The 24,496-nt window shown below is 71.4% G+C and carries 23 protein-coding genes; 19 read left to right on the top strand and 4 right to left on the bottom strand.

From position 1 onward, the window contains the following. The first annotated feature begins 66 nt into the window (after window positions 1–66). From ACFW3L_RS14965 to ACFW3L_RS14945, 5 genes are all read left to right on the top strand, one after another. Window positions 67–1,011, top strand: coding sequence for a tetratricopeptide repeat protein (locus ACFW3L_RS14965; RefSeq protein ID WP_378740553.1), 945 nt, complete (start codon window positions 67–69; stop codon window positions 1,009–1,011). Between the two features lie 180 nt (window positions 1,012–1,191). Beyond that, entirely contained in the window at window positions 1,192–1,893 is a 702-nt protein-coding gene (locus tag ACFW3L_RS14960) for an AAA family ATPase (RefSeq protein ID WP_378740551.1), read from the top strand. Between the two features lie 380 nt (window positions 1,894–2,273). Continuing rightward, window positions 2,274–3,671: an NAD-dependent malic enzyme gene (locus ACFW3L_RS14955; RefSeq protein ID WP_378740549.1), complete on the top strand. Its 1,398-nt coding sequence runs from the start codon at window positions 2,274–2,276 to the stop codon at window positions 3,669–3,671. Between the two features lie 64 nt (window positions 3,672–3,735). Continuing rightward, complete coding sequence (locus tag ACFW3L_RS14950) at window positions 3,736–4,317, top strand: YqgE/AlgH family protein (RefSeq protein WP_378740547.1); 582 nt, start codon at window positions 3,736–3,738, stop codon at window positions 4,315–4,317. 76 nt (window positions 4,318–4,393) lie between these two features. Then, complete coding sequence (locus ACFW3L_RS14945) at window positions 4,394–4,636, top strand: DUF3039 domain-containing protein (RefSeq protein ID WP_357758318.1); 243 nt, start codon at window positions 4,394–4,396, stop codon at window positions 4,634–4,636. 94 nt (window positions 4,637–4,730) lie between these two features. Here the strand turns inward: ACFW3L_RS14945 and ACFW3L_RS14940 are convergent, their stop codons facing one another. Continuing rightward, window positions 4,731–6,617: an HtaA domain-containing protein gene (locus ACFW3L_RS14940; protein ID WP_378740545.1), complete on the bottom strand. Its 1,887-nt coding sequence runs from the start codon at window positions 6,615–6,617 to the stop codon at window positions 4,731–4,733. 181 nt (window positions 6,618–6,798) lie between these two features. Then, on the bottom strand, window positions 6,799–8,274 hold the full coding sequence (locus ACFW3L_RS14935) for a cell wall protein (protein ID WP_378740543.1): 1,476 nt from the start codon (window positions 8,272–8,274) through the stop codon (window positions 6,799–6,801). A 246-nt stretch (window positions 8,275–8,520) separates the two neighbouring features. On the opposite strand from ACFW3L_RS14935, the gene ACFW3L_RS14930 reads away from it, so the two are divergent. The 8 genes from ACFW3L_RS14930 (at window position 8,521) to ACFW3L_RS14895 (ending at window position 16,996) form a co-directional block, all read left to right on the top strand. Continuing rightward, window positions 8,521–9,612, top strand: coding sequence for a hemin ABC transporter substrate-binding protein (locus ACFW3L_RS14930; protein WP_378740541.1), 1,092 nt, complete (start codon window positions 8,521–8,523; stop codon window positions 9,610–9,612). Beyond that, window positions 9,609–10,709, top strand: a complete 1,101-nt coding sequence (locus ACFW3L_RS14925) for a FecCD family ABC transporter permease (RefSeq protein WP_378740539.1) — start codon at window positions 9,609–9,611, stop codon at window positions 10,707–10,709. The genes ACFW3L_RS14930 and ACFW3L_RS14925 overlap by 4 nt, the downstream gene beginning before the upstream one ends. Window positions 10,710–10,822: 113 nt before the next feature. Then, window positions 10,823–11,686, top strand: coding sequence for a heme ABC transporter ATP-binding protein (locus ACFW3L_RS14920; RefSeq protein ID WP_378741011.1), 864 nt, complete (start codon window positions 10,823–10,825; stop codon window positions 11,684–11,686). 6 nt (window positions 11,687–11,692) lie between these two features. Continuing rightward, window positions 11,693–12,475, top strand: coding sequence for a class E sortase (locus ACFW3L_RS14915; protein ID WP_378740536.1), 783 nt, complete (start codon window positions 11,693–11,695; stop codon window positions 12,473–12,475). Window positions 12,476–12,491: 16 nt separating this feature from the next. Beyond that, entirely contained in the window at window positions 12,492–12,746 is a 255-nt protein-coding gene (locus ACFW3L_RS14910; RefSeq protein ID WP_378740534.1) for a hypothetical protein, read from the top strand. A gap of 244 nt (window positions 12,747–12,990) precedes the next feature. Then, complete coding sequence (locus ACFW3L_RS14905; protein ID WP_378740532.1) at window positions 12,991–14,715, top strand: DEAD/DEAH box helicase; 1,725 nt, start codon at window positions 12,991–12,993, stop codon at window positions 14,713–14,715. Window positions 14,716–14,852: 137 nt separating this feature from the next. Beyond that, window positions 14,853–15,890, top strand: coding sequence for a zinc metalloprotease (locus ACFW3L_RS14900; RefSeq protein ID WP_378740530.1), 1,038 nt, complete (start codon window positions 14,853–14,855; stop codon window positions 15,888–15,890). A 98-nt stretch (window positions 15,891–15,988) separates the two neighbouring features. Next, window positions 15,989–16,996, top strand: a complete 1,008-nt coding sequence (locus ACFW3L_RS14895; protein ID WP_378740528.1) for a tryptophan--tRNA ligase — start codon at window positions 15,989–15,991, stop codon at window positions 16,994–16,996. 173 nt (window positions 16,997–17,169) lie between these two features. On the opposite strand, the gene ACFW3L_RS14890 is transcribed toward ACFW3L_RS14895, so the two are convergent. Together ACFW3L_RS14890 and ACFW3L_RS14885 are read right to left on the bottom strand one after the other, a co-directional pair. Next, on the bottom strand, window positions 17,170–17,742 hold the full coding sequence (locus ACFW3L_RS14890; protein WP_378740526.1) for a nicotinamidase: 573 nt from the start codon (window positions 17,740–17,742) through the stop codon (window positions 17,170–17,172). Between the two features lie 59 nt (window positions 17,743–17,801). Further along, the gene (locus ACFW3L_RS14885; protein ID WP_378740524.1) at window positions 17,802–19,103 is read right to left on the bottom strand and encodes a nicotinate phosphoribosyltransferase; all 1,302 of its coding nucleotides are present in this window, start codon (window positions 19,101–19,103) and stop codon (window positions 17,802–17,804) included. Window positions 19,104–19,236: 133 nt separating this feature from the next. On the opposite strand from ACFW3L_RS14885, the gene ACFW3L_RS14880 reads away from it, so the two are divergent. The 6 genes from ACFW3L_RS14880 (at window position 19,237) to rdgB (ending at window position 23,737) form a co-directional block, all read left to right on the top strand. Next, on the top strand, window positions 19,237–19,668 hold the full coding sequence (locus tag ACFW3L_RS14880) for a M67 family metallopeptidase (RefSeq protein ID WP_352388708.1): 432 nt from the start codon (window positions 19,237–19,239) through the stop codon (window positions 19,666–19,668). Window positions 19,669–19,768: 100 nt separating this feature from the next. Further along, window positions 19,769–20,047, top strand: coding sequence for a MoaD family protein (locus tag ACFW3L_RS14875; RefSeq protein WP_378740522.1), 279 nt, complete (start codon window positions 19,769–19,771; stop codon window positions 20,045–20,047). Between the two features lie 7 nt (window positions 20,048–20,054). Then, entirely contained in the window at window positions 20,055–21,002 is a 948-nt protein-coding gene (locus ACFW3L_RS14870) for a PLP-dependent cysteine synthase family protein (RefSeq protein WP_378740520.1), read from the top strand. A 370-nt stretch (window positions 21,003–21,372) separates the two neighbouring features. Beyond that, window positions 21,373–22,125: an MBL fold metallo-hydrolase gene (locus ACFW3L_RS14865; protein ID WP_378740518.1), complete on the top strand. Its 753-nt coding sequence runs from the start codon at window positions 21,373–21,375 to the stop codon at window positions 22,123–22,125. Between the two features lie 195 nt (window positions 22,126–22,320). Continuing rightward, a complete protein-coding gene (gene rph, locus ACFW3L_RS14860; RefSeq protein ID WP_378740516.1) occupies window positions 22,321–23,046 on the top strand; it encodes a ribonuclease PH in 726 nt (241 codons plus the stop codon). Between the two features lie 85 nt (window positions 23,047–23,131). Then, complete coding sequence (gene rdgB, locus ACFW3L_RS14855) at window positions 23,132–23,737, top strand: RdgB/HAM1 family non-canonical purine NTP pyrophosphatase (protein ID WP_378740514.1); 606 nt, start codon at window positions 23,132–23,134, stop codon at window positions 23,735–23,737. Window positions 23,738–24,496: the final 759 nt, after the last annotated feature.

Below are 24,496 nucleotides of genomic sequence, written 5' to 3'. Positions count from 1 at the left end.
CCGCTCGTGGCTGAGAGATCCCGGGGCGGTCCTCGGACCGCTCCGGGATGCGGCAGGATAGGGAACATGCAGCCTTCGGACTTTTCACCGAACAGTGCGGTTGACCTCGGGGCGCGCAAGGCGGCCTTGGAGCGTGAGGCCAAGCAGCGTGCCGAGGTGTCGGCCGGTCGAACCAACCCCTACTCCGTCAACGCCGACGAGTCCAACTTCCAGCAGGTGCTGGAACGGTCGATGGCCGCCCCGGTCGTGATGGCGGTTCTGGCGAGCTGGTCCGAGCAGTCCAAGCAGGTCGAGGCGGCCCTCGACAAGCTCTCCCAGGGCTCCGGCGGCAACTGGCTCCTGGCCAAGATCGACGGTGACGCGAGCCCGCAGCTGGTGCAGGCGCTGCGCGTGTCCGGGACCCCCACGATCATCATCGCGGTCCAGGGGCAGGTGATGCCCCTGATGCAGGGTCCCGCCAACGAGGAGCAGCTGCGCGACGCCCTCACCCAGGTGTTCGGCGCGCTCGCCCAGCAGGGCATGCTGCCCCCCGGTCACCCCGGCACGGTGGACGGCGACCCCTCCGACCTCCCCGAGGAGTCCGAGCCCGTCCCCCAGGAGGACCCGGTGGCCGCGCGGGCCCAGGCCGCCCTGGAGAGCGGGGACTTCGAGGCCGCGGCGGCGGTCTTCGAGAAGGCCCTGGAGGACGACCCCAGGAACGTCGACCTCAGGGCCAACCTCGCCCAGGTCCGCCTCGTCGGCCGACTCCAGGACGTGGACGGCCCCGCCGTGCGGCGGACCGCGGACGAGGACCCCGCGAACGTGGACGCGCAGATCACCGTCGCGGACATCGAGGTCTACGGCGGGGAGTACGAGGCCGCCTTCGACCGGCTCGTCGAGACGGTCCGGCGGACGTCGGACGACGACCGCGACCGGGTGCGCGGGCACCTGATCTCCCTCTTCGACCTGCTGCCCGCGGGTGACCCGAGGGTGAACGCGGCCCGCCGCAAGCTCACCTCGGCCCTGTTCTAGGACGTCGCGACCGGCCCCGGGAGTCCCGGGGCCGGTTTCTTTATGGGGTTTTCCTCCCTCTGTGTCACTAAGGGTGGTAAATCGGTGCGTATTTACCGATTTGAAGATGGGGGGATAGCGACCCCGTCGCAGGGTAGAAGCTGGGGAGAAGTTCCGTTCGGCGAACCCGGCAGGTGTTCCATGACGAACAACGCGGCGGTGCCCGTGGTCACGATCTCCGCGACCTTCGGCGCGGGCGGCAGTGTGGTCGGCCCCGCCGTCGCCGCCCGCCTCCACGTCCCCTTCCTCGACCGCGCGGTCCCCAGCGCGGTGGCGGCCGAGATTGGCTGCTCCCTGGACGAGGTGCTCCAACGCGACGACCGCGCCCCCGGCGGGTTCGAGCGGCTGCTCGCCAGCGCCGCCCGCCTGCCCACGGTCACCCTCGGCAGTGTGGACACCGGATTCATCGGCACCACCGACGACGAGGGGCGCCTCCTCTACGACCACGAGTTCGTCGAGCAGACCGAACGGGTGATCCGCGACGTCGCCGGGACCGGCGGTGTGGTCCTGGGGCGGGCCGCGGCCGTGGTCCTGGCCGACCACCCCGGCGCGCTGCACGTACGCCTCGACGGGGACCGGCAGGCCCGCCTGCGCAGGGCGCGGAGCCTGTGGGAGAGGGGCGACCCGGAGGGGTTCGGTGGAGAGGCCTGGGGCGCGAACCCGCCCACGCTCCGGCTGTTGGACGACAACGACCGCGCCCGCGCGGCCTACGTGCGCCGCTTCTACCGCACCGACGCGGCCGACCCCGGCCTCTACCACCTGGTGGTCGACTCCACGGCGCTCTCCACGGACGCCTGCGCGGACGTGGTGGTGCGCGCCGCCACCGACCGCGCGCGGGCCTGAGACCCCCGGGAAATCCTCGGAATTAATGCGATTTTTTCCGAAGGCGTTAATTGTCACCTTGTGCTGACGTTACCCGCTTGACTCGGGTAAGGTGAGGCGACTCGGTTGTGGGATCCCAAGTACCGCCCCCGCCCGGCAACCGAGGCCCGCGCCGGACGCCCGATGACCGGGTGTTCCACGGCGGGAAGCGCAACCGTCACGGACCCGGGTCCGATCGGCGCGCAGGCGCCGACGAGGCTCCACCGGGTCCGGCCACGGAGTGCAGGCCGTGCGCCCGATCCCCCGGTGGAGGAGTCCCGACGTCGGTCCGTACGTCCACGGGAGGGGCCGCCGGTGTGCCCCGCGGACGCATGACATCAGCAAAAGCCAAGGAGCAATACGTGGCCACCCTTCCCAGCGTTTCGTACTCCATCACCGTCCGCCTCGAACTGGACGCCGGAGGCAGCGCGGTCGGCAGCCTCACCAACGCGGTGGAGCAGGTCGGCGGCATGATCACCGCCCTGGACGTGGCGGCCGCTGGGCACGAGCGCATCCGTATCGACGTCACCTGCGCCGCCCGCGACACCGATCACGCCCAGGCCATCGTCGACGCCCTCGGCGGGGTCGAGGGGGTCGTGGTCCACAAGGTCAGCGACCGCACCTTCCTCATGCACCTCGGCGGCAAGATCGAGATGAAGTCCAAGGTGCCGCTGCGCAACCGCGACGAGCTCTCGATGGCCTACACCCCCGGTGTCGCGCGCGTCTCCCAGGCCATCGCCGCCAACAAGGACGACGCCCGCCGCCTGACCATCAAGCGCAACAGCGTCGCCGTGGTCACGGACGGCTCGGCCGTCCTCGGCCTGGGGAACATCGGCCCCGAGGCCGCCATGCCCGTCATGGAGGGCAAGGCCGCCCTGTTCAAACGCTTCGCTGACATCGACGCGTGGCCCATCGCCCTGGACACCCAGGACGTCGACGAGATCGTCCGCACCGTCCAGCTGCTGGCCCCCGGCTTCGGCGGGATCAACCTGGAGGACATCTCCGCCCCGCGCTGCTTCGAGGTCGAGGCCCGGCTGCGTGAGCTCCTCGACATCCCCGTCTTCCACGACGACCAGCACGGCACCGCGATCGTCGTGCTCGCCGCCCTGCGCAACGCCCTGCGCGTGGTCAACAAGAAGCTCTCCGAGGTCCGCATCGCCATGTCCGGCGCGGGCGCGGCCGGTACCGCCATCCTCAAGCTGCTCATGCACGCCGGTGCGCGCGACATCATCGTCAGCGACGTCCACGGCGCCGTGCACGCGGGCCGCGACAACCTGGACGACAACCTGCGCTGGATCGCGGAGAACACCAACCCCGAGGGCTACAGCGGCGACCTCAAGGGTTCCGTGGCCGGGGCCGACGTCTTCATCGGCGTCTCCGCACCGAACCTGCTGGGCGGCGACGACATCGCGGAGATGAACGAGGACTCGATCATCTTCGCGCTGGCCAACCCCGACCCCGAGGTCGACCCCGAGGTCGCCCACCTGCACGCGGGCGTGGTCGCCACCGGCCGCAGCGACTACCCCAACCAGATCAACAACGTCCTGGTCTTCCCCGGTTTCTTCCGGGGCCTGCTGGACGCCCAGAGCCACCACGTCACCTCCGACATGATGGTCGCCGCCGCCGAGGCCCTGGCCGACGTCGTCACCGAGGACGAGCTGGGCCCGAACTACATCATTCCGAGCGTGTTCCACGCGGACCTGTCCACCCACGTGGCCACCGCCGTGCGCGAGGTGGCCCAGCGCGGCCAGGCCGAGTAGCCGTTCGGCGACCGGCCCGGGCGAAGGGCGACCACCGGGCCGGTTTTCCGGGTAGGTGTGGAGCATGGACCAGTCGACACTGACCGGGCGCCTGCTGGTGGCCGCCCCCCTCCTCCAGGAGGACTCCTTCCGCCGATCGGTGGTCTTCGTCGTGGACGACGCCGAGGACGGCAGCCTCGGGGTCATCCTCAACCGTCCGCTGGAGCTGCCGGTGGACGAGGTGGTGACCGACTGGGGCGCCTACGCGAGCGCGCCCCGGGTGATGTTCTCGGGCGGGCCGGTCGGCACCGACTCGGGGATCGCCCTCGGCACCGCGTCCCCGGACGAGGCGCCACCGGGCTGGGCCCCGTTGGAGGGGGTCGGGCCGGGCCCGGAGCTGGCCGGCGTGGGCCTGGTGGACCTGGAGGCCCCCACCGAGGTCCTGGGCGCGGCCCTGGTTTCCCTGCGGGTGTTCGCCGGGTACGCCGGATGGGGTGCGGGGCAGCTGGCGGGGGAGGTCGCGGAGGGTGCCTGGTACGTGGTGGACACCCTCGCCGACGACCTCTTCGGGGGCTCCCCGGAGACACTGTGGTCGCGGGTGCTGCGCCGCCAAGGTGGCGAGATGGCCCTGTTGTCCACCTATCCTGACGATCCCACCATGAACTGAGCGGTTTGCCGCGGGCTTCGAAGTGGGGCGCGTCACCCTATACCGTGGTAGACGGACGTTGAAAGGTGTGAGGACGATGTCGATGGATGTCCTGAACAAGGTTCTTCCGGACAGCGAGACCAGGCCGGACATCTCGCACGACGACGGCGACCGGGAACGGTTCGCCCACTACGTGCAGAAGGACAAGATCACCCAGAGCGCGGTGACCGGCGACCCGGTGATCGCGCTGTGCGGCAAGGTCTGGGTGCCCAACCGGGACCCGAAGAAGTTCCCCGTGTGCCCCGACTGCAAGAAGGCGTACGAGGACATGATGAAGTGACGGCCCCTCGTGGCCGGTACGCGGAAGGGCCCTGACCCACCCCACGGGGTGAGCCGGGGCCCTTCGTGCAGTCCGGGGTGGGAGCCCCCGGGGATCAGGCCGCGGCGCCCGCCCGTCGGCGGGTGGCGACCAGCGCGGTGCCGCCCGCGGCCACCGCGACCCCCGCGGCGACCAGGAGGCCGGTCAGGGCCACACCGGTGTTGGGCAGGCCCGGCTTGCCGCCGCCCTCACCGGGACCGGGCGTCGGTCCGGGGGTCGGCGCGGTCCCGCCGTCGCCACCGCCGGTACCGCCGCCGGGTACCTGGACGTCCTCGTCCACGCTCACGGTGAGGGTGATCGGGTCGAGCGCCTCGCCCGCGCCGTAGAAGTCAGCGAAGGCGGGGACGCCGTCGGCGGTCAGGGTGGCCGGGATCGGGTCCCAGGACAGGACGCCCTCGTCCAGCTCGTGCCCGACGCCGGTCAGGTCCAGCTCGGCGAAGGCCACGTCGTCGTAGGTGACGAGCTCCTCGTCGGTGAGGGACTTGCTGACCACGTCCGCGTAGAGTGTGCCCGTGTCACCGTCGATCTCGACCCGGGGGTCGGAGACCGTCATGTGCAGCAGGGGATCGGCGCCACCGTGGACGTGGCCCTCGAACAGCACGGTCCCGGCGAAGTCGATCTCCGCGACCTCCTCCTCCAGGTTCACGCTGCCCGTGCCGTCGGTGAAGGCGAACGTGCCGTCCTCGTTGCGGCTGGCGCCGTCCTCGGTGCGGATGGTGCCCTTGGCGATGTTCCCCTCGATGTAGGTGCGGAAGGACTCCTTCACACCCCAGTCGGCGCGGCCGTTGTACACGGTCAGGTCGCCCTGGGGGGTCTCGCCGCCGTCGTCCCCGTCATCGTCCCCGCCGTCGTCGGCGGTGGCGAAGGAGACGGGGGTCCACACGTCCTGGTCGCGGTTGTCCAGGTCGTTGCGGTCGTTGAACACCGCCACGTAGCACTGGACCTCCAGGCAGTCGTAGGCGGTGCCGCCCTTCTCGAAGGCGCCGACGACGTCGAGGTCGGTGCCGAACGCGCCGTCCGCGTCGGGCGCGGTGCCCTCACGCAGCCACACGCCGCTCCCGTACCAGTGCTGCGGATACGCGGTGTCCGACCGGGCGATGCCGGTCAGCGCCACGTACACGCCCGCCCCGGGGCGGAATCCGGTGCCGTCCACCCGGACGGTCTGACCCTCGGGGTCGAGGTCACTGGTCGGGCTGACCCGTACCTCGGGGTCGAGGACGGGCTCCTCGGGGCCCTCGGGATCGGTCGGGTCGGTGGTTTCGACCACCTCCGTGGTGAAGGACAGCGGGTCCATGGGGTCGCCCGCCGCGTAGAAGCTGGCGAAGGGCTCCACGGCGTCGGCGTGCAGGGTCCCGGCCTCGGAGGTGAAGGTGACCACGTCACCGTCGACACCGATCTCGGCGCCGGTCAGCTCCGCGACCGCGACCTCCCCGTACTCGACGAGGTCGCCCGGGGGCAGTGACGGGTCGGCGCCCGCGAACTCGCGGCTGGTGACGTCCGCGTGGACGGTGGCCGCGCCCTGGCCGTCGAACTCCACGCGGGGGTCAGCCACGCGGATCTCCAGGACGGGGCCCCGGCCGTAGTCGTGGCCGGTGAAGACCGCCCCGCCGGAGAAGCTCACCTCGCCGGAGGAGTCCTCCTTGGAGACGGTGCCGCTGGCGGTGGGGAAGTCCAGGGTGCCGTCGGTGTTGCGGGTGGCGCCGTCGACCGCCTCGTAGCCGCCGTGGGCGATGGGACTGGAGACGTAGTTGCGGAAGGACTGCTTGACGCCCCAGGTGGCGGAACCCTGGGTGACGGAGACGGGGGCCTCGTCGGCCAGCGCCGGTGCGGCGGCCAGGGTGAGCGAGGCGCCGAGGGCGGCCGCTCCGGTGAGGGAGAGGAGGGAGCGCAGGGGGCGACGGAGTGCGTCCGCCCCTCCCGCTCTCGTGGATGTGGTGCTCATGGGGTGACTGTTCCTGTCGACTCGGGGGATGGACGGGTGCCGGTTCCGGTCGCGCACCGGTTCCGGGCGGGCAGTGGGGCAGCGGACCCGAGGGCTGAGCGGGTGCTGGTGGGACCGCTGAGGGAGAACGTGGTCAGTCGGGCCGAGGAGACCGGGGGGTCGATCCCGGCCCGGAGCGTGCCTAGGTGGTCGTCGGGAGCGGGGTCGGGGTGGAGCCACGGCGGCGCGCGGCGAACAGCGCCACCGCACCGGCCAGGACGGCCACGGCCGCGGCCAGGACCAGGCCGGCCAGGGAGGAGCCGGTCGTGGCGAGCGGACCGGCGCCGCCTCCCGAGGCCCCACCGGAACCCGCGCCGCCCGAGCCGGAGGCCGCGGTTCCGCCGGTGTTCCCGGAACCGGTCGCCCCGTCCCCGGACGCGCCGCCGTTCCCGGACGCGCCGCCGTTCCCGCCGTTCCCGCTGGTCGCTCCGGGATCACCGGTCTGCCCGCTGAACGTCACCGGGACGAACACGTCCTGGCCCCGGTCGCTGGAGCGGGTGTGGTCGTTGCGGGTCACGACGGCGCAGTCCGTGGCGGCGGAGAGGCAGTCGGTGTGCTCGTCGGACCCCTTGACCGTGAGTTCGACGGTGAACCCGCCGTCGGTACCGCTACCGGTGTAGGGGGTGGCCAGGCCCTCGCCGTAGGGCGGCGGGTTGCTGGAGACCCAGACGGAGGCGCCGCCCTCGCCCTCCATGTCCACGCCGCCGATACACGGGCTGGGCGCCTGGGTGGAGCTGGCGTTAGCGGTGTCGCAGAGGGCGACGTAGACGCCCTTGGCGGTGTCGTAGCCCGTTCCGGTCACGGTCACCCTCTCGCCGGAGGGATCGAGCCCGCTGGTCCTGGAGACCGTGAGGGTCGGTGCGCCCGGGGTCCGGGGCAGGGTCTGCGGCGCGGACTGGGGCCGGGGGGCGGCGGGCGCCGGGACGGACGCCGGGGCCTGGGGCTGGGCGCGCGGTGCCGCCGGTGCGGCGGGCGCGGCGAAGCTCACGGGGACCACGCCGACGACGGGGGCGCTCCGGGGCCGCGCCGGGGCGGTCACCGGCGCACTCCGCCCGGGGCCGGGGGCCGAGACGACCTCGGTCGTCTCCCCGTCCCGGGCGTCCGGCCCGGTGTCGTCCCCGGGCTCCGGGGAGCCGGGAGCGGAGGGTTCGGGTGTCTCCGGGACGGTCGCCTCGGGGGTCGGAGCCCCGGCGACCTCGGTCAGGACGATCTCGAAGACGTCCTCGGCGGAGTCGAGTCCGGCCTCGGCCGCGAACGCGGCCGCGAGGGAGAGATCCGTGCCGAACCGGCCGTGCTCGTCGACCTCGACCAGGACGGCGTTCTCGTCGTCCAGGACGGCGGTCGCTCCAGGGTCCGCGGCCGGTGCGGCCTCGGCGGGCACGGCCCGGGTGGTGATCTCGATCCGGCTGCCGGGGTCGTGCCCGGTCCCGGTCACCGTGACGGTGTCACCCCGGGGATCGAGCCCCTCGGTGCGGTCGACGGAGGTGGTCCGGGGCGGGACGGGTTCTTCGGTCGGGGCGGCGAGCGCCGTCTCGGGCAGGGCGGTGGACAGGACCGTCGCTGCGGCGACGGCGGCCAGGGAGGGGAGGAACCCACGGAGGGATACCGCTGCTTGCATCGGGGGCCTTCGCGTTCGTGCGGGCGGTCGGACGGTGTCCGGCACCCGCGGGACCTGGGGAATGGAGTTGAGGTTATGCTTACCTTGGCAAAGTGAGCCTTACCTAACTTGATCCCGCGCTGGAACAGTGGAACACCACACCGCCACGGTTGTCAAGAAGATGACGACCTGTCGTGAAAAGTGCCGTGTCGCGCCCCCGCTCCCCGGCGACACCCCGGCACACGGACCACATCGAAAGCGACCGCCATGCCTCACGCCGTCCCCCGATCCCCCCTGCGTGGACACCCAGGAACAGGACCGGCCGCCGTCCTGCTCGCCGTGGCCTGCGCCCTCGCCCTGACCTCCTGCACCGGATCCCCCGCCCCCGAGGACGCGTCGGCGGGCGAGGACATCCCCGCACTCGCCGAGAACCGGCTCCAGATCCTGGCGGACGTCCCCGACCCCGAACTCCCCGTCACCGTCGACTCGGTCGTCCTCGACCCCTACCGCACCAGCACCGACCCCCTGGAGTACGAGGAGGTCGAGGTCACCGACGCCAGCCGCGTCCTCCCGCTCACCGGCGGGCTCGCGGAGATCGTCTTCACCCTCGGCCTCGGCGACCGGGTGGTCGGCCGCGACGTCGCCGCCACCTTCGACGAGGCCGCCGACCTGCCCGTGGTCAGCGAGGGCCACGACGTCTCCGCCGAGTCCGTCCTCGCGCTGAGGCCCACGGTGGTCCTGGCCGACACCCAGACCGGACCGCCCGAGGTGATCGAACAGGTCCAGCGCAGCGGCGTCCCCGTCGTCATCGTCGAGGAGGCCTGGTCCTTCGACGAGATGTACCCCCGCTTCGAGCGGGTCGCGGAGGCGCTCGGCGTCCCCGCCGCGGGTTCCCGCCTGGTCGAACGCACCCGGGAGCAGATGGCCGGGGTGCGCGAGACCTCCCTGGAGGCCAGCGGCGACCCCCTCGTCGCCTTCCTCTACCTGCGCGGCACCGCCGGGGTCTACCTCCTCGGCGGGCCCGGATCGGGCGCGGACGCCATGCTCTCCGAGATCGGCGCCCGTGACGCCGGGGTCGAGATGGGTCTGACCACACCCTTCACACCGATCACGACCGAGGCGCTCATCGAGGCCCAGCCGGACGTCCTCCTCGTCATGACCAAGGGCCTGGAGTCGGTGGGCGGTGTGGAGGGCCTGGTCGAGATCCCCGGCGTCGCCCAGACCCCGGCCGGACGGAACGGTGCCGTCATCGACTTCGAGGACGGCGTCCTGCTCAACTTCGGGCCACGCACCCCCCAGGTCATCGTGGCCCTGGCCGAGGAGCTGGCGGCGATCCCCGACGACGGGGGCACCGCGTGACCGCGCTCGGCCGACGACCCGCCACCGCGACCGCGAGCCCGCCGGACGGCGACGGCCGCGCCCCGCGCCGCCTGCGCGCCGGGCTTCTCCTCGGCGGGCTCGCCGCCACCCTCGTGACCGTCGCCGTCGTGGCCGCCGGGACCGGCGCCTACCCCATCCCGGCGGTCCAGGTGGCGGCGTCACTCCTCCAGGAGGCCGGTCTCGACGTCGGCCCCGAACCCGACCAGATCGCCCGCACCGTCCTGTGGGACGTACGACTGCCCCGCGTCGTCCTCGCCGTCATGGTCGGCGCGGCCCTGGGCAGCGCGGGCGCCATCATGCAGGGCGTCTTCGGCAACCCCCTCGCGGAACCGGGGGTGATCGGCGTCTCCGCCGGAGCGGCGGTCGGCGCGATCGTCGTCATCTTCACGGGGATCACGGTGCTCGGCCACTGGACCGTCATCGCCTCGTCCTTCGTGTTCGGCCTGGCCACGACCCTGTTCGTGTACGTCTTCGCCCGCTCACGCGGCCGGACCGAGGTGGTCACCCTCCTGCTCACCGGTATCGCGGTCAACGCCATCGCCGGTGCCGCGATCGGCCTGATGACCAACTTCTCGCAGGACTCCGAGATCCAGACCATCACGTTCTGGCAGCTGGGCAGCGTCTCCACCGCCACCTGGTCCAAGGTCGCGGCGATCACGCCCTGCCTGCTCCTCGGGCTGTCGGTGATCCCCGTCTACGCCCGCCGCCTGGACCTGCTCGCCCTCGGGGAGGGGCCCGCCCGCCACCTGGGCGTGGACGTCGAACGCATGCGCCTGGTGCTCATCGGCGCCATGGCCCTGCTCACGTCGGCGGCGGTCGCCTTCGCCGGTGTCGTCGCCTTCGTGGGGCTCGTGGTCCCGCACATCATCCGCATGGTGACCGGACCCGGCCACCGGGTGCTCCTGCCCGCCTCCGCGCTCGGCGGCGGACTGCTGCTGCTCGCCGCCGACCTGCTGGCCCGCACGGTCGCCGCGCCCGCCGAGATCCCGCTCGGTGTGGTCACCGCCGCCCTGGGCGGACCGTTCTTCTTCTTCCTCCTCTACCGCACCCGCGCCAAGCAGGGAGGGTGGTCGTGACCGCCGACACCACGCGTACCCCCGACACCACCGGCCCCAGCCCCGACACCCCCTCCGGGGGCGCCCCACGGCGTTCGGCCCTCGCGCGGGGCTGGGCGGCGGCCGTCGCCCCCCTGACCCGCGCACCGGCCCCACCCGCACCATCCGAACCCGGCTCCGTGGTCGTGCGCGCGGAGGGCCTCACCGTCCGCCGGGGCGGGCGCGCCCTGCTCGACGGGGTCGACCTCACCGTCCGCGCCGGTGAGCTCCTCGCCCTGGTCGGACCGAACGGCGCGGGCAAGTCCACCCTGCTGTCCGCGCTGTCGGGCGACGTCACCGGAGGCCCGACCCGGGGTGAGCGCGACTTCGGGACGGTGCGCCTGCTCGGCCGCCCGCTGCCGGAGTGGAGCCCGCCCGAACTCGCTCTGCGCCGGGCCGTCCTGCCGCAGGAGGCGGCGGTCAGCTTCCCGTTCTCCGTCACCGAACTCGTCGCCATGGGCCGCGCGCCCTGGGCCGGGCTGAGCTCCCCGGACCGGGACGACGCACTGGTCCGGTCCGCCATGGCGGAGGTCGGTGTCACCCACCTCGCCGACCGCCGGTTCCCCACGCTCTCGGGGGGAGAACGGGCCCGCGTGATGTTCGCCCGGGTCCTGGCCCAGGACACCCACCTGCTCCTCCTCGACGAGCCCACCGCCGCGCTGGACATCCGCCACCAGGAACTCGTACTCTCCGTCGCGCGCGACCTCGCGGCCCGCGGTGGGGCGGTTATCGTGGTCCTGCACGATTTGGGGCTTGCGGCCGCGTACGCCCATCGTGTGGCGGTACTCTCCGGAGGACAGGTCGCCGCGCGGGGAACCCCCACCGACGTGTTCAGCTCGTCACTCCTCAGCGCTGTGTACCGACACGAGGTCGAAGTTCTGCCGCATCCGCGTACGGGGGTCCCGCTCGTCGTCCCCCTCCGGCCGCCCGGGTGCACACGAAAGCGTCCACAGGAGTAGGTCGTATTGGTGTCCACAACTGAACGGCAGTCCCATGATGAGCCCCACCCCTCGGGCGAAGGGCGCGAGCGGCCCCCACGGGGCCGTCGGCGCCGTCCCAAACCACGAGCCACCCCCGGCGACGTCGTCCGGGGCGTCGTCCGCTTCTTCGGCGAGGTTCTCCTGACCGTGGGTCTGCTGATGCTCTTCTACGCCTCCTACGAGGTGTACGGCTCCCAGTGGGAGACCGACCGGGAGCAGCAGGGGCTGGCCGACGGACTGGACGAGGCCTGGGCCGCCGCCGACGAGCGCGGCCCGGACTCCGAACCCCTCCCGGGCAGCGCCGACAGCCGCCTGTACGTCCCGAGCCTGGACCTGGACTGGGTGGTGGTCAACGGCACCACCCCCGACGACATCCGGTACAGCCCCGGCCGCTACACGGAGTTCGACAGCGCGCCCGGCCAGCTCGGCAACTACGGCGTCGCCGCGCACCGCACGCCCGGTCTCTTCTGGGACCTGGACCTGCTCGACGACGGCGACGTCATGGTGTTGGAGGACGGCGAGAACTTCTACACCTACGAGGTCTTCCGTGAGGAGACCGTGCTGCCCGAGGACTTCTGGGTGGTGAACCCGGACCCCTTCGAGGAGGCCTCCGAGGAGGACCCCGAACGGGCCCTGCTCACCCTCACCACGTGCGCGCCCAAGCTCAACAACACGCACCGGCTCATCGTCTGGGCCGAACTCACCGAGACCACACCCAAGTCCGAGGGCATGCCCGACAGCATCGCCCACATGGCACCGGACGCCTAGGGGAAGGGACGCACGAATGTACGGTCTGATCTGGCGTATCCTGCCCGGCCCCTGGGCCTCGAAGTTCATCATGTCGGTGGGCCTCCTGGCGGGCGCGGCCGCCCTGCTGTGGTTCTTCGCCTTCCCGGCGCTCTCCCCGCACATGCCGTTCAACGACGGTGCCGTCGACATGTCCGGGGTCGGGGGCGAGGCCCCCGCCGGGGAGACCGACCCGGCGACCGGTGAGGCGGACCCCGAGGGGACGGAGGTCTCCGGCGAGGGGGCGGACTGAACCAGGGAACGGGGGCCTTCCCGAGAGGGGGCCCGGCACGGATCCCGAACGACGGCGCGGCGCGGTGCGGCAGGCACCGTGCCGCCTCGTCGTGGGGGGTGCGGCGGGCACGGGGGCCGACCCCGCGCCCCGATCGCCGGACACGCCCGGGGTGACCGCTGTGCCCGGCGCCACCGCCGGAGCTCCCGATACGGTCTCCGGCGGCCGCTAACCTCAAGCAGGTGAGTAACGGGGGACGGAACGAATGACGGTGACGCAGACCACGACGGAGAGCCGCCTGAGCGGCCTTCGGGCCTGGCAGCGGGAGGCCTTCGAGGAGTACTTCCGCAGGCAGCCACGCGACTTCCTCGCCGTGGCCACGCCCGGGGCGGGCAAGACCACCTTCGCCCTCACGCTGGCGAGCGAGCTCCTCCAGCGGCACGCCGTACGCGCGATCACCATCGTCTGCCCCACCGAGCACCTCAAGAAGCAGTGGGCGGAGGCGGCGGCCCGGTTCGGGATCGCCATCGACCCCGACTTCAGGAACGGGCAGGGCGCCCTCGGCCGCCAGTACGTCGGCGTGGCCGTCACCTACGCCCAGATCGCCGCCCACCCGATGCTGCACCGCAACCGCACCGAGGCGCGCAAGACCCTGGTCATCTTCGACGAGGTCCACCACGCGGGCGACGCCCTCTCCTGGGGCGACGCCGTCCGGGAGGCCTTCGACCCGGCCACACGGCGGCTCTCGCTCACCGGGACCCCGTTCCGGTCCGACATCAACCCCATCCCTTTCGTGGACTACGTCCAGGACGGGGCGGGGGTGCGCCGCTGCTCGTGGGACTACAGCTACGGGTACGCGCCCGCCCTGGAGGACGGGGTCGTCCGCCCGGTCATCTTCATGGCCTACTCCGGCGAGATGCGGTGGCGGACCCGGGCGGGTGACGAACTCGCCGCCCGACTCGGCGAACCCCTCACGAAGGACGCGCTGTCCCAGGCGTGGCGGGCCGCGCTCGATCCCAAGGGCGACTGGATCAAGAAGGTCCTCCAGGCCGCGGACCGCAGGCTGACCGAGGTCCGCAAGACCCACGCGGACGCGGGCGGGCTGGTGATCGCCAGCGACCACGAGAACGCCCGCGCCTACTCGCGCATCCTGCGGCAGATCACCGGCAAGGGCGCCACGGTGGTCCTGTCCGACGACCCCACCGCCTCGAAGAAGATCACCCGGTTCTCGAAGAGCGACGACCGCTGGATGGTCGCGGTCCGCATGGTCTCGGAGGGGGTGGACGTCCCCCGGCTGATGGTGGGCGTGTACGCCACATCCACCAGTACCGCGCTGTTCTTCGCCCAGGCCATCGGCCGTTTCGTGCGGGTCCGCCAGCGCGGCGAGGTGGCGTCGGTGTTCCTGCCCTCGGTGCCGACCCTGCTGGAGTACGCGGGGGAGATGGAGCGCGAGCGGGACCACGTCCTGGACAAGCAGCCCTCGGACGACGAGTACCCCGAGGAGGACCTCCTCAAGGAGGCCAACAAGAAGAAGGACTCTCCGGACGCGGGGGAGGAGCTCCCCTTCGAGACCATGGAGTCCGCCGCCGAGTTCGACCGCGCGCTGTACGACGGTCTGGAGTACGGGGGAGGGGCCGCCGGGTCGAGTGAGGAGGAGGACTTCCTCGGACTGCCCGGGCTGCTGGAGCCGGACCAGGTCTCCCAGCTGCTGCGCAAGCGCAAGGCGGAGATCCACGCGAGCCAGCTCAAGGCCCGGGGGACGACGGAGCCGGAGGAGGAGTCGGGGCCCACGCACGAGGTCCTGGCCGAGCTGCGCAAGGACCTGAGCAACCTGGTCGGCGCGTGGCACCATCGCACCGGCAAGCCGCACGGCGTCATCCACAACGAGCTGCGCCGCGCCTGCGGGGGACCGCCGGTCGCGCAGGCCACACCGCCGCAGATCCGTGAGCGCATCGCCAAGCTCAGAGCCTGGGCCGTGGGCCAGAAGTAGCCCACGGCGGGAGAGGGGCGCGGGGACGGCCCCGGTCGCTGTGGCCCGGGCCCCGCCCGAAGGTCGGACGGCAAACACTTCGCAAGGTCGGGCAAGTTCACCAAACGCTCAGCAATCGGACCACTACAGTCCGTGAGGTGATTGGACGAAGCCCACGCGGAGGCTCAGCCGCGACCTGGACCGGCCTGTCCCTGTGCGCACTCGCGCTGACCGGTCTGGTGGCGAGCTCGCTGCCAGAACCCGCCCACCCCGAACCACAGCGGGCCGGGGGGCCGCTCGCCTCGGACCAGTACTGTCCCCCCGAGGGGGACCGGGACACCGACGCCGTCGACACCGCCGCCCGCGCGGCCTCCACCAGGGTCTCCGACCCCGGGGCGGGGGAGGGCTCCGAGGTGGAGATCACCCCGGAGAAGGCGGCCGAGTACGAGGAGCGGCTGCGCGACGCCCTGGCGGCCGAGCACGACCGCGAGATCGTCGAGCAGACCACGGTGCCGGTGGCCGTGCACGTGATCTCCGCCGAGGACGGCCGGGGCGACGTCACCGACCAGCGGATCCAGGAACAGGTCGACGTCCTCAACAAGGCCTACGAAGGCGGCTACGCGCTCGGATCCGAGGGCACCGACACGGGTTTCCGCTTCGAGCTCTCGGACGTCACCCGCACCGTGAACGACGCCTGGTTCAGTGACTTCGACCGCCACCGCGACACCATCCGGTCCGAGCTGCGCCAGGGCGGCCCCGAGACGCTCAACGTCTACACCACGCAGCTCGGCTCCGGTCTGCTCGGCTACTCCACCTTCCCCCAGGACTACGCCGAGGCCCCCGACGCGGACGGCGTCGTCATCGCCCACGACACCCTCCCGGGCGGGACGCGCGACCGCTTCAACGAGGGGCACACCGGCACCCACGAGGTCGGCCACTGGCTGGGCCTGTTCCACACGTTCCAGAACGGCTGCCAGAGCCCGGGGGACTACGTGGACGACACCCCGTACGAGCGCGAGGCGGCGGCGGGCTGCCCGGAGGGCCGGGACAGCTGCCCCGAACTCCCGGGACTCGACCCCGTCACCAACTTCATGAACTACAGCGACGACGCCTGCATGACCCACTTCACGCAGGGCCAGACCGAACGTATGGCCGAACACTGGGCGGCCTTCCGAAGCGGGCCCGCCCGGGTCTGACCGGTCCGGTTCCCGCGCCTGCGGCGCCCCGCCCGGCGGGGCGCCGCAGGCGTGTCCGGGGCGGCCGGGTCGCTGGGCGGCGTCGATAGGCTGGAGACATGGCAGCGAACACCTATCTGACCGGGATCAAGCCCACCGGCGACTTCCACCTGGGCAACTACGTCGGCGCGATCAAGCCCGCCCTCGCGGCGGCCGAGGGCTACGACACCTTCTACTTCATCGCGGACTACCACGCGCTCAACATCATCAAGGACGCGGACGAGCTCCGCCAGAGCATCCGGTCGGGCGCTGCCACCTGGCTGGCCTGCGGCCTGGACCCCGAGCGCACGGTCTTCTACCGCCAGTCCAGCATCCCCGAGACCTTCGAGCTCACCACGATCCTGAGCACCCTCACCCCCAAGGGCCTCATGAACCGCGCGCACGCCTACAAGGCCGCGCGCGACCGCAACACCGAGGCGGGCATCGCCGAGCTCGACTCCGGCATCAACATGGGGCTGTACAACTACCCGGTGCTCATGGCCGCCGACATCCTCATCATGGAGGGCGAGCGCGTCCCCGTCGGGCGGGACCAGTCCCAGCACATCGAGTACACCGCCGACATCGCCGGGTACTTCAACCACCGGTACGGCGACAGCTACAGCTTCCCCGTCCCCAAGGGCGTCATCGACGACAGCGAAGCGAGCATCCTGCCGGGGACCGACGGCCGCAAGATGAGCAAGTCCTACGACAACCACATCCCGCTCTTCCTGCCGGAGAAGAAGCTCCGCAAGGCCATCAACCGCATCCCCACGGACTCCACCCCCGTCGAGGACCCCAAGGACCCGGACACCTCGATCCCGTTCCAGCTGCTCACGCACTTCGCCGACGCGGAGAAGGTGGCCGACGTGCGGCAGCGCCTGGAAGCGGGCGGCATGGGCTGGGGCGACCTCAAGAAGGAGCTCTTCGAGGCCGTCAACACCGAGCTCGGCCCCAAGCGCGAGCGGTACGAGGAGCTCATGGCCTCGGAGACCGAACTCGACGAGATCCTCGACTCGGGTCTCGAACGCGCCCGTTCACGCGCCCGCCGCGTCCTGGGCGACGTCCGCGCCGCCATCGGCATCGACTAGACCGTGTCCTTCTAGTTCCGCGCTCGCGGCCGCTCGCATCGATGGCGGCTCCGCCGCCACCGGCGAAAGCATCCGAGAAAACTCTCCCTGGCCGGACACCGGGGGGCGGCGGTGACCCGGTCACCACCGCCCCCCGCGGTCGTCACGGGCCCCGGACGGGACCGCCACCGGGCTCAGCCCACCAGCGGCTCGCCCTCCAGCTCCACACCGGCCTCCCGCAGCCGCTCCAGCGCCGCGTCCACCGTGGGCCGGGAGACGCCCGCGGTCAGACCGAGCAGGACCCGGGTCCGGATCCCCTCACCCGCGGCGTCCACAGCGGTCGCGCGCACGCAGTGGTCGGTGGCCACACCCACCACGTCCACCTCGTCCACGGCGCGCTCACGCAGCCAGTCCGCCAGAGTCGTCTCGCCGTCCCCGGCCGTGCCCTCGAAGCCGCTGTAGGCCGCCTCGTACTGGCCCTTGCTGAAGACCTCCTCGGCCACCGAGGCGTCGAAGTCGGCGTGGAACTCCGCGCCGGGGGTTCCCACCACGCAGTGCCGGGGCCAGCTGTCCACGAAGTCGGGGTCGTCCGAGAAGTGCGCCCCCGGGTCGATGTGGTGGTCACGGGTGGCGACCACGTGGTCGTAGTCGCCGGTCCGAGCGAGCTCGGTGACGGCGGCCGCGGTACGGGCCGCCCCCGTCACACCCAGGCTCCCGCCCTCACAGAAGTCGTTCTGCAGGTCCACCACGATGAGTGCCCTGGTCATGTCGGCACCTCACTTCCTTGTCGTCGAGAAACCGGTGGGGATCGGCGGGGTGGCCCGGATCAGTGGAAGACGGTCGCCAGAGCGACGTCCCCCCGGGACATCCTCAACGCCTGTTCGGGGAGCTCGGCCACCGTCGCGCGGTGGCGTTCCCGCGCGTCGTGCACGCTCTCGTGACCCACGACCTCGCCGCCGGCGACCAGCGGACGCAGCAGCGGACGGGTGCCGACCTGGTCGGACGGCTCGTGCGGGTACACCTCCTCGGCCACGGCGATCCCCTTGTCGTCCAGCCGCCGGACCGCCCACTTGCGGCCGCCCCGGCTCGGCTTGCCGACGGAGCGCTTGGCGACCGGCTCCAGTGGAGCGTCCGGCTCCAGACCGCGCGCCCGCGCCACCAGCTTGTACACCAGGGACACGGTCGGCGCGCCCGACCCCGTCACCAGGGACGTACCCACTCCGTAGCCGTCCACCGGGGCCACCGCCAGCGCCTGGATCGAGTGCTCGTCCAGGTCTCCGGTGACCACGATGCGGGTCCCGGTCGCGCCGAGGTCGTCCAGCTGCCTGCGGACCCGGGAGGCGGTCGTGCCCAGGTCCCCGGAGTCGATCCGGATGGCGCCGAGTTCGGGCCCGGCCAGGTCCACCGCGTGCCGGACCGCGCGTTCGACGTCGTAGGTGTCGACGAGGAGTGTGGTCCCGGTACCCATGGACTCCAGCTGGGCCCTGAAGGCGTGCCGTTCGCTGTCGTGCAGCAGGGTGAACGCGTGCGCCGCCGTGCCGCCGGTCGGCACCCCGAAGCTGCGTCCCGCCTCCAGGTTGGAGGAGGTCGAGAACCCGGCGACGTAGGCGGCGCGGGCCGCGGCGACGGCCGAGCGCTCGTGGGTGCGCCGGGAACCCATCTCGATCAGGGGCCGGTCTCCGGCGGCCACGCGCATCCGGGTGGCCGCGGAGGCGATGGCGCTGTCGTGGTTGTACACGGACAGCGCGAGGGTCTCCAGGATCACGGCCTCGGCGAACGTGCCCTCCACGACCAGGATCGGTGACCCCGGGAAGTAGGCCTCGCCCTCGCCGTATCCCCACACGTCCCCGGAGAAGCGGTACTCCGAGAGCCAGTTCAGTGTGGTCTCGTCCACGACGCCGTGGTCGGACAGGAAGTCCAGTTCCTCCCGCCCGAAGCGGAAGCGCTCCAGCAGGTCCAGGAACCGGCCGGTCCCCGCCACGACGCCGTAGCGTCGGCCCTCCGGCAGGCGTCGGCCGAACATCTCGAACACCGACCGGCGTGCGGCGGCCCCGCTGTGCAGGGCTCCCTGGAGCATCGTCAGTTCGTAGTGGTCGGTGAGCAGCGCGCTGCTGCTGTCCTCGCTCATAGGGGCGAGCCTACGTGTTCCGGTCTGGGCGGGTACGCGCGCCCCACCTGCGTCGGGGCGGTGCGCGGGGTGACCTCGCACCCATTAATACCCACTTGGTTGGTAGAGAAGCGGATGTGGGTACCCTGGAGCCATGCTGAGGATCGACCGCTCCATCCACGACCAGATCGTCGCCCACGCGCGACGCGACCACCCCGACGAGGCGTGCGGTGTCGTCGCGGGGCCCGAGGGCTCCGACCGCCCGGAGCGGATCATCGAGATGCTGAACGCGGCACGCTCCCCGACGTTCTACGAGTTCGACTCGACCGAGTACAAGAAGGTCTACGACGAACTGTGGGACCGCGACGAGGAGTTCGTCGTGATCTACCACTCCCACACCGCGACCGAGGCCTACCCCTCGCGCACCGACATCACGTACGCGCAGTGGCCCCAGGCCCACTACGTCCTCGTGTCCACCCGCGAGCCGGACACCGCCGAGTTCCGTTCCTTCCGGATCATCGACGGTGAGGTCACCGAGGAGCCCGTCGAGATCGTCGACGGCGGCGGCTCCGGCGCGGACCGGTAGGTACGCGTCCACTGGACGCCCCGACGGCCCACGGAATGCCACCGGCGGGCCGCCTGTTGGACCTGAACGCACAACAACGACCGTTTACGGAGTCACCTTCATGGCCATCGAGGTCCGCATCCCCACCATCCTGCGCAACCTGACCAACGACGAGAAGGTCGTCAAGGGGTCCGGCGACACCCTCAGTGACCTGGTCACCGACCTGGACCAGCAGTACCCCGGCATCGCCGAGCGCCTGGTGGACGGCGGCAAGCTGCGCCGGTTCATCAACGTCTACCTGAACGACGAGGACGTCCGCTTCGTCGGCGGTCTGGAGGCCAAGCTCTCCGACGGCGACAACGTGACCGTCCTGCCCGCCGTCGCGGGCGGCTCTCGCTGAGGAAGTAATGCGCTACGACTCCCTGCTCGACTCCCTCGGAGGCACGCCGCTGGTCGGCCTGCCTCGGCTCTCGCCCTCGCCGGAGGTCCGGCTGTGGGCGAAGCTGGAGGATCGCAACCCCACCGGCTCGATCAAGGACCGCGCCGCGTTCTTCATGATCGAGCAGGCCGAGAAGGACGGGCTGCTCTCCCCGGGATGCACCATCCTGGAGCCGACGTCGGGGAACACCGGGATCTCGCTGGCCATGGTCGCCAAGCTGCGCGGCTACCGCATGGTCTGCGTCATGCCGGAGAACACCTCGGACGAACGCAAGACGCTGCTGGCCATGTGGGGCGCCGAGGTCCACTACTCCGACGCCGCGGGCGGTTCGAACGAGGCCGTCCGGGTCGCCAGGAGGATGGCCGAGGAGAACCCCGACTGGGTGATGCTCTACCAGTACGGCAACCAGGCCAACGCGCGGGCCCACTACGAGACGACCGGGCCCGAGCTGCTGGCCGACCTGCCGGAGATCACGCACTTCGTGGCGGGGCTCGGTACCACCGGAACCCTCATGGGGGTCGGTAGGTACCTGCGCGAACACAAGCCGGACGTGCGGATCGTGGCCGCCGAGCCGAGGTACGGGGAGCTGGTCTACGGGCTGCGCAACCTCGACGAGGGTTTCGTTCCGGAGCTCTACGACGAGTCCGTGCTCACCACCCGTTTCTCCGTCCCCTCGGACGCGGCGCTCCGTCGGACCCGCGACCTCCTGCACAAGGAGGGGATCTTCGCGGGCATCTCCACGGGCGGAGCCCTCCACGCGGCCCTGGGCATGGCCCGCAAGGCCGAACAGGCGGGGGAGAGCGCCGACATCGCGTTCGTCATCGCGGACGCCGGGTGGAAGTACCTCTCCACCGGCGCCTACGAGGGCACCGTCGAGGAGGCGGAGGAGCGCCTGGAGGGCCAGCTCTGGGCCTGACCGGGGGCCGGGACGGCGCGGACCGGGCGGTGTCCGGGGTGGACGCGTCCGGTGCCCGTCCCGGGACCGCCGCAGTGTCACGGAGGCCGGTTTCCCACGGGGAACCGGCCTCCGGTACGTTCCCCCACAGGTCGGTTCCTGTCCTGAACTCGGGAACGGTGAACCGGTCATATCTGGTCAATCGGTGTGAAAAATTCACACGTGATGCACGTCGCCTGAGATGCGGGCCACATTTTGTACCACCCAGGCGGCCATTGGGGTACACCCGTAACAACGGGACATCCGCAGAACCAGCCGCCCACCGCTCTCCCCGCACACGTCACCAAGGGGCCACGGAAGCAGTGCGGCCGATCGAAAAGGCGACGACGACGTGCGACTCACGATTATCGGGTCCTCCGGGAGCTTCCCCGGGCCGGACAGTCCGGCCTCCTGTTACCTGGTGGAGGCCGACGGCTTCCGGCTCCTGCTCGACCTGGGCAACGGCGCCCTCGGCGCCCTCCAGCGCCACGCCGACCTGTACTCCGTCGACGCCGTCTACCTCAGCCACCTGCACACGGACCACTGCGCGGACATGTGTGCCTACTGGGTCGCCCGGATGTACTCCCCCGGCGGCGCCAAGCCCCCGATCCCCGTGTACGGGCCCGAGGGCGTCGCGGACCGCCTCGCGGAGATCTACGGGCTGGACCCCGACCCCGGTATGACCGAGGTCTTCGACTTCCACGAACTCACCCCGGGTGAGTTCCGGATCGGTCCCATGACCGCCCGTGTCGCCCGCGTCAACCACCCCGTCGACGCCTTCGGTATCCGCCTGGAACACGACGGCGTCAGCCTCGTCTACTCCGGCGACACCGGTTCCTGTGACTCCCTGGTCGACCTCGCCCGCGACACCGACCTGTTCCTCTGCGAGGCCGCCTTCCACGACCACGTGGAACACCCGAAGGACATGCACCTCACCGGCAGCGAGGCCGGCGACCACGCCACCAGGGCCGGGGCGCGCAAGCTGCTGCTGACCCACCTGGTGCCGTGGAACGACGACGACGTCACGCTGGCCGAGGCGCGCGGTACGTATGAGGGCCCCATCGAACTGGCCCGGGGCGGCGAGGTCCGCGAGGTCGGCGCCTGAGCCTGACCGTTCCGCGAGACCGGTACTCGGACCCGACCGAAACACGGAGGGTCACGGACACGCCGGTTCACCCCTGGGGCGGGACCGTGACAGTGAAAGGGGAGACGGGTGGGGCCCGTGTGGCGCGGGTCCCACCCGACCGGTAGCGCCCGGCCCCAACACCGTGGAACACCGTGCCGATATACGCTCGTGTCCATGGCTCGACCTGACGGACGCGTTCCGACCCAACTTCGCCCTGTGAACATCCACCGCAACTGGCTCCGCCACGCGGAGGGCTCCGCCCTCATCGAGTTCGGGGACACGCGCGTGCTCTGCGCGGCCACCGTCGAGGACGGTGTGCCCCGCTGGCGCCGGGGTACCGGCGAGGGCTGGGTCACGGCCGAGTACGCGATGCTCCCGCGCTCCACGGACACCCGAGGCGCCCGTGAGTCGGTGCGCGGCAAGATCGGCGGGCGCACCCACGAGATCTCCCGCCTCATCGGCCGCTCCCTGCGCGCCGTCGTCGATTTCAAGGCGATGGGCGAACACACCATCACCCTGGACTGCGACGTGCTCCAGGCCGACGGCGGCACCCGCACCGCCGCGGTGACCGGCGCCTACGTGGCCCTGGCCGACGCGATGAAGCACCTGCGCAAGCGGCGCAAGCTCAAGAACAACCCGCTGACCGGCTCGGTGGCCGCTGTCAGCGTCGGTGTGGTGCAGGGGCAGCCCCGGCTGGACCTGAACTACCTGGAGGACTCGGTCGCCGACACCGACATGAACGTCGTGCTCACCGGTGACGGGAAGTTCGTGGAGGTGCAGGGCACCGCCGAGGGCCAGGGAGCCGCCTTCGACCGCGAACTGCTGAACAAGCTCCTCGACCTCGCCTCCGGCGGGTGCGAGGAGCTGACCGCCATCCAGAAGAAGGCGCTGTCGGAGTGACTGTCGTGAGCGGACCGGACCGAACCGGTACCGCTCCCCGGGGGAGCTCCCCGGGAAGTGCAACGGTGAGAGCGGAGGAGGCACGGTGAAGCTCGTCCTGGCGACGCGCAACGCGAAGAAGGTGCCGGAGATGTGCGCCATCCTGGCGGAGGCCGGGGTGGCGGCGGAGGTCCTGGCCCTGGACGCGTTCCCGGACGCACCCGAGGTCCCCGAGACCGAACCCTCCTTCATCGGCAACGCTCTGCTCAAGGCACGGGCGATCGCGGCGCACACGGGTCTCCCCGCCGTCGCGGACGACTCGGGCCTGAGCGTGGACGAACTCCGGGGGATGCCCGGAGTGCTGTCCGCGCGCTGGGCCGGGCGCTTCGGTGAGGGGGACCAGGACAGGGCCAACCTGGACCTGGTGTTGGACCAGCTCGCGGACACCCCGGCGGACCGTCGGGGAGCGGAGTTCGTCTGCGCGGCGGTCCTGGTGATGCCGGACGGTACCGAGGCCGTGGCGGAGGGCGTGCTGCGCGGACGTCTGGTCGGAGAACGTCGGGGGGTCAACGGGTTCGGCTACGACCCGGTCTTCGTTCCCGAGGGGGAGACCCGCACCGCGGCGGAACTGTCGCCGGAGGAGAAGAACGCGATCAGCCACCGGGGGATCGCCTTCCGGCAGCTCGCCCGTGAACTGGCCGAGATCGTCTGAGCCCGAAGGCCGGCCGGTCGCGTCGGCGAGGGTGAGGGCGGGTGCGGGATCCGGAGGGGTCCCGCACCCGCCCTCAGCCGGTCCGGGCCATGGCGGGGAAACGAATCCCTGACCGGTGTTTGACCGGACTCCGGGTTGGGCATGACGGTTGGTGTCTGACAAGCAAGCCACGCCAAGCGCCGGTCTCCGTCCGTGGGGGCCGAGCCGAAGGGGCGTCGCTCCGCGGACCGGCGAAGGACCCTGGATCACGGGGACTTTCGGGTCCACGCGGAAGGTCCGGGCAGACCGGGGTTCCCCTAGTCCGGGCGGATTTGACGTCTCCGGAGCAGTTACCTAGACTCAGCGAGTCGCTGCGGGACGGCGAGCGGAACCTTCACGGTTTCGGCTCGGCACCGGGCCGCGATCACGACGTCCTCCCGAAACAGAGTGGTTCGAGCAGTCGCTCGGGGCATGTAGGCTCGGGGAGTTGCTTCGAAAGCCCAGCGGAAACGCGAGGCGGAAGAAGCACCGGGAATTCTTTCTCCGGATCAGGTTTGAAAGCGAAACCGCCGATTTGGCGGGGCGCGGAACACCTGATAAAGTAAAGACACAACAAAGCGTAGAAGCCGCTCAGGCGGTGGAAACGCAGAAAGCCTTCTCCGGAAGAGCAGACAGAGTCTCGGACTCTGGCGCTTGTACGGGAAGAGCGATTGTTTCTTGAGAACTCAACAGCGCGTGTTTGATTTTCTTTAAGCCATGTTTGTTTTGGCCCCGACGCAC

The organism is Nocardiopsis sp. NPDC058789 (assembly GCF_042745575.1).
Lineage (GTDB): Bacteria > Actinomycetota > Actinomycetes > Streptosporangiales > Streptosporangiaceae > Nocardiopsis > Nocardiopsis eucommiae.
The sequence above is the reverse complement of the archived record's forward strand: the minus strand, read 5'-3'. Positions and strand labels throughout refer to the sequence as shown.